Here is a 4,751-nt window from a genome sequence, read left to right on the forward strand (position 1 = left end):
CTCAGTTCCGAAAGCATCGCCAGGGCTTCCGGCAAGCTCTTCGGCTCCTCATAATCAAACTTTGGCAGCAATAACATTAAGACCTCCTTTAACGTAAACAGAATGACCAATGACCAGATTACAATAACCAAACACAGGAAACCTTTTCTTTCATCGGTTGTCGACTACCTGTAAATTGGTCGTTATCTTCTATCATCCTCCAAAATCGGGATTGATGAATTCTACCCTATCGCCTTCGGACAAAGAAGTTTTTCCGTAGTCACCGGGGAAAATAAACCTGTTGTTCACTTCCACGATGAGTCCTGAGTCCTTTTCGTTTGCCTTAATAACGAGATCGGATACGGTTGTGTCCGCCAGGACTTCCTCCCACACGCCATTATAGAGGATCTCCATGCTTTCCCTGTCTATATTCCTGTCCCGCAAACATCGCAGATATTGAGTTCGAGCATCTTCACGCTCGCCAGTATGCGTTTCGCATTTCTCCTCACGGCCTCCACATCGCCCGCAGACTCAAGGATATCCTGCGTCGTCTGCTTCAGAACCCTGATCTTCCTATCCATCTCAGTTATCTTCATATCATCCATTATAGTCGCCTCCCGCAGCCTTTCTCGCCGTCATCCTATGGTCTCTCTCCGTCATCCCGGACTTGATCCGGGATCCAGAGGTGTTTGCAGCCCCTCGTTTTTCCTGTATTCCTGCCTTCGCAGGAATGACGGGATAGAAAAACCATTGTAAAAGGTTCCGAAACCCTGAACCCTGATGCCTGAGACCGTCTTCTAGTGCTTTCTCATGTCCCTGAACCTGCTGGCCTTCACCTCGTACCTCGGGACGACACCAAAGGGGTGGACGGTGATCTTGAAGCCCAGGTTGACGCGAACGCGCAGCTGGTCTTTCAGGCGGCCGAGAACCTCCTCCTGTTTCGTCTCCATCCCCGGCATCATCTCTATCTCGAGGAGGATCTGGTCGATGTCACCCTTTTTGGTAACCGTCACCTGGTAGTCGTTGCCAATCTCGGGGATACTCCTCACCACTTCCTCGATGGCTGTCGGCGCGAGGAGCACGCCCTTCACCTTGGTGATGTCGTCCACTCTGCCGACCACCCCCCCATCGATCATCCCGAAGGTGCGACCGCACTCGCAGGCACGGCCGGACCACCCGATGACATCCTTGGAATCGAAACGTATGCAGGGCTTTGCCAGTCGGTCAAAGGCGGTGATGACCATCTTGCCGTTCTTCCCCGGGGTGTCTATGATCTCGCCGGTCTCAATGTCCTCAATCTCGATGAGAAAGAAGGCGTCGTTGACGTGAAGTCCCCCCGGCTGCGCGAGACACTCGTAGCTCCATGCCCCGATCTCCGTGGCGCCCACGTGATCGTACACCTTTGCGTTCCAGGCCTCCTCGATGCGTTTCTTGGTGGCAGGGATGCTGGCGCCGGGCTCGCCGGCACAGGTTATCCTTTGTATATTCAGATCCCGTGTGGGATCGATGCCCATTTTTCGCGCCGTGTCGGCCATCCCCAGTACGTACGTCGGCGTTGCCATGAATGCCGTGCACTTCAGTTCCTGCATCTTGAGGATGCGGGCCTCGGTGTCGAGGACACCGCCGGGCACGACCTCGCAGCCTATCTTCTCCAATGCGTAATGCCCCGCCCAGAAGGCAACGAATATGTTGTAGCCAAAAGGCAGAAATACCCTGTCCGACTGTCTGTATCCCTGGGCGTAGAGTATGTATGACCAGCATTCGGACCACCACTCCCAGTCCTGCCAGGTATCGGCCTGGTAAACGGGAACGCCCGTCGTCCCGCTCGTCTGCCTGAACTCCGTCACGTCGTCCAGAGGAACACTGAGGATATCCCCGTAGGGAAAGGGCGGATTCTCCTGCACCTGCCTGAGCATCCCCTTGTCCGTTTTTGGAACCTTTGCGATGTCCTCGAAGGTCCTGATGTCGCCGGGCTCCATACCGGCGGCACTATATAGCCTCCGGTAGAAAGGCGAGTTCTCATATGCATACTCCACAATCCTCTTGAACTTCATAAGTTGGAGCTCGCGGAGCCTTTCCCTCGGCATCGTCTCGAGAATCGGGTTCCAGTATGTATTCATCTGATAAGCCATATCGCCGCAACCTCCCTGGTTTTCTTCAATTCCGACCACACAATATGCACTGCGAGCCGGCGGCAGTGCTCTATTCAGGAAAGGGTAGTCCCCCGGCCCGCAATGCGCCGCGTTACTTTATTACGGGTGCGCCTTGAGGTAGTCAAGACAGAACTTCAACGCCTCTTCACCGGGGAGGCCCTTCGCATTGAGCTCCTTCACGTATTCGTCGATGACAGGGCGTACCTTCTTGGCCCACCTTGCGTCCTCCTCCTTCGAGAGGGCGATGAACTTGTTGCCGCGCTGGGTCATGAATTCCCTGCCTTCCCTGTCGATCTCATCCCACAATCTGGCCTGCCTTTCTATCCATTCTTCATTTATGCCTTCTATGATCTTCTGGATATCGGGCGGGAGCGCGTTCCACCTGGACTTATTCATGACAACGAAAAAGGATGTGGTATATGCGGAACCATAGTTTTCAATGGTGTACTTGACCACTTCGCCTATCTTCCATCCCTTCATCGCCTCTATGGGATTGAGGATGCCCTCGACGACACCGGTGCGGAGTGCATCGTAGGATTCAGTCTGGGGCATCGCAACGGGCGATGCTCCGAGGGCGCCGGCAACCTTGGCGCTGAACCCCGTAGAACGCACCTTCATCCCCTTGAGTTCTTCCAGGTTCCTGACGGGTCTTTTCGTGAAAAGTATACCCGGTCCATGGGCGTGAAGGTACATGACCTTTACCTGGTCGAACTCTTTCGGCTGGAATTTCTTGATGTAGGCGTTTATCATCTTTGTCGCCGCGTAGGCCTTCTTGTAGCCCAGTGGCAGATCGATGACCTCCGTCAGGGGAAACCTCCCCCTCGTGTAACTGAGAACGCTCTCACCTATGTCAGCGATGCCCTTTACCACCCCGTCGTATGTCTGGCTGGCCGGGGTGAGGACGGAACCGGAATAATAGGTAATCTTCACCCTGCCCTTCGTCCTCTTCTCGACCTCTTTGCACCAGTCGGCCATGATGAGGCTGTTCTTATGAGTTACGGGAAAAAAATTGGAGAAACTCAGAGTGAACACCTTCTCCTGAGCGTATGCCGGAATGGAACCTGCCACAAGAACAAACAGAAACAGACACACTACAGCCCCCGAACAAAAACTACTCCTCCTGTTCATAACGAACCCCCTGATTATTTTGATGTATCCGGAACGGATACGTAGTGCCGAAGCACGGGTTTTCGCCTGTTGCGTCGCTCTTTTCGGGGATTCACGTGCTCTTGTCCCCTCTAAGCATCCCTGTCTATTGGTATAATCTTTAGCGCTGGCAAATCTTTTTGTCAATAGAAATTATCTTGCAATTGATGCAAACCTGACATATGATATCATCAATCACAATGTCTATATTCACGCCAATTAGACCTCTGCGGGTCTCCAACGAAGTGACGGAACAGCTCAAGCAATCCATTCTCCTCGGTCATTTCAAGCCTGGCGACAAATTGCCGTCCGAAAGGGAGCTGGCGGAGGAATTTCAGGTCAGCCGGGTGGCCATCAGGGAGGCACTGAGGGCGCTCGAGAATGCGGGCTTCGTGATCACCCGCCAGGGCACAACGGGCGGGGCCTTTGTCACCGACCTGTCCTTCGAGCAGCTTGCCAATTCCTTTCTCGACCTCTTTCTCTGTGAAAAGTTATCCATCCCGGAACTCTATCATGTCCGCCGCCTTATTGAACCCGAGGTGGCCCGCCTTGCCGCTCTCAGGGTGAACGATGAATACGCCCGGCGCCTGAGAGAAGCTCTCGAAGCGGAAAGGACCCCCGGCCCAACGCTTTCCGAAGAGGTAGACAGGAAAACAACCGTTCACTATATCCTTGCAGAAATGTGTGGAAACCGTTTCTTCGAGGCCCTTGTCACCTGTGTCATGAGGCTTACAAAACAGGTCGTCGAGGTCGTCAGACCCGACACCCAGAAGCTTCATCCTGCAGGTCTCCACGACGCCGCCGTCGAAGCCGTCCTCGCCGGCGATCCCGAAACCGCAGCCAGGGAGATGGAAAAACACGCCACCGCCTTCGGCAAGAACCTCATGAAAATGGAAGAAGAATACCACAAGACAGTAACACAGTGAGGGCTGTTTCAGGTTTCGGGCAAGGCAGGAAGGGTCCGCTCATCCATTGGTCAACACGAGGTCCTGCGAACACGTAGCGGCTGATTCTTCTTAAGTTATTCCCTCGAGATCTGGAGTCTGAAATCTGTAACTATCTTTCCTTCACCCTCCAAAGTCCGGGTTAATGAACTCCACTTTGTCGTCTTTGTTTACCGTTGTTGCGGGGTAGGCGTGGGGATGGATGAAACGGTTGTTGCATTCCACAACGAGATGTTTATCCGCTTCACCGGATAACCTTATCAGTTCGGCGATGGTCGTACCCTCGGGCACTTTCTCCTTCAGTCCGTTGAGAATGATCTCTATCTGTGCTGCAGGCGCCATGTCTGGAATAATTGTAGACCAACGGGAATCGGCTTGCCAGAAAAAACTGCTTCGGGCCGGGCGGGAGGGACCGACCCGGAAGGGCGGGAAGGTACTGCGAGGACTTACAGCCATGGGATTGACAGGAAAAAACGAGGCCGATACACTAACAGAGGGTACTCGTCGCCATCATTGTCGGCAGGACAAA

Annotated in this window: 6 protein-coding genes; 1 reads left to right on the top strand and 5 read right to left on the bottom strand. The window is 53.8% G+C overall.

What is annotated here, in order from left to right; translation table 11 throughout:
* Positions 1–192: 192 nt before the first annotated feature.
* The 4 genes from thiS (PHC90_14475) to PHC90_14490 form a co-directional block, all read right to left on the bottom strand.
* On the bottom strand, positions 193–393 hold the full coding sequence (gene thiS, locus PHC90_14475) for a sulfur carrier protein ThiS (protein ID MDD3847550.1): 201 nt from the start codon (positions 391–393) through the stop codon (positions 193–195).
* An 11-nt stretch (positions 394–404) separates the two neighbouring features.
* On the bottom strand, positions 405–584 hold the full coding sequence (locus tag PHC90_14480) for a hypothetical protein (GenBank protein MDD3847551.1): 180 nt from the start codon (positions 582–584) through the stop codon (positions 405–407).
* A gap of 192 nt (positions 585–776) precedes the next feature.
* Positions 777–2,111, bottom strand: coding sequence for a hypothetical protein (locus tag PHC90_14485; GenBank protein MDD3847552.1), 1,335 nt, complete (start codon positions 2,109–2,111; stop codon positions 777–779).
* A gap of 120 nt (positions 2,112–2,231) precedes the next feature.
* The gene (locus PHC90_14490; protein MDD3847553.1) at positions 2,232–3,260 is read right to left on the bottom strand and encodes a TRAP transporter substrate-binding protein; all 1,029 of its coding nucleotides are present in this window, start codon (positions 3,258–3,260) and stop codon (positions 2,232–2,234) included.
* 218 nt (positions 3,261–3,478) lie between these two features.
* On the opposite strand from PHC90_14490, the gene PHC90_14495 reads away from it, so the two are divergent.
* Positions 3,479–4,204 (top strand): FadR/GntR family transcriptional regulator, encoded by a 726-nt coding sequence (locus tag PHC90_14495; GenBank protein ID MDD3847554.1) that lies wholly within the window; start codon positions 3,479–3,481, stop codon positions 4,202–4,204.
* Between the two features lie 141 nt (positions 4,205–4,345).
* On the opposite strand, the gene thiS (PHC90_14500) is transcribed toward PHC90_14495, so the two are convergent.
* Positions 4,346–4,564, bottom strand: a complete 219-nt coding sequence (gene thiS / locus PHC90_14500; GenBank protein MDD3847555.1) for a sulfur carrier protein ThiS — start codon at positions 4,562–4,564, stop codon at positions 4,346–4,348.
* Positions 4,565–4,751: the final 187 nt, after the last annotated feature.

The sequence above is a fragment of the Syntrophorhabdaceae bacterium genome, assembly GCA_028698615.1.
Lineage (GTDB): Bacteria > Desulfobacterota > Syntrophorhabdia > Syntrophorhabdales > Syntrophorhabdaceae > Delta-02.

Bases quoted from the DNA above. Each gene is read 5' to 3' on its own strand.
- PHC90_14480 (MDD3847551.1), bottom strand. From the start codon at position 584: ATGGATGATATGAAGATAACTGAGATGGATAGGAAGATCAGGGTTCTG.
- PHC90_14485 (MDD3847552.1), bottom strand. From the start codon at position 2,111: ATGGCTTATCAGATGAATACATACTGGAACCCGATTCTCGAGACGATG.
- PHC90_14495 (MDD3847554.1), top strand. From the start codon at position 3,479: ATGTCTATATTCACGCCAATTAGACCTCTGCGGGTCTCCAACGAAGTG.
- thiS (MDD3847555.1), bottom strand. From the start codon at position 4,564: ATGGCGCCTGCAGCACAGATAGAGATCATTCTCAACGGACTGAAGGAG.
- PHC90_14490 (MDD3847553.1), bottom strand. From the start codon at position 3,260: ATGAACAGGAGGAGTAGTTTTTGTTCGGGGGCTGTAGTGTGTCTGTTT.
- thiS (MDD3847550.1), bottom strand. From the start codon at position 393: ATGGAGATCCTCTATAATGGCGTGTGGGAGGAAGTCCTGGCGGACACA.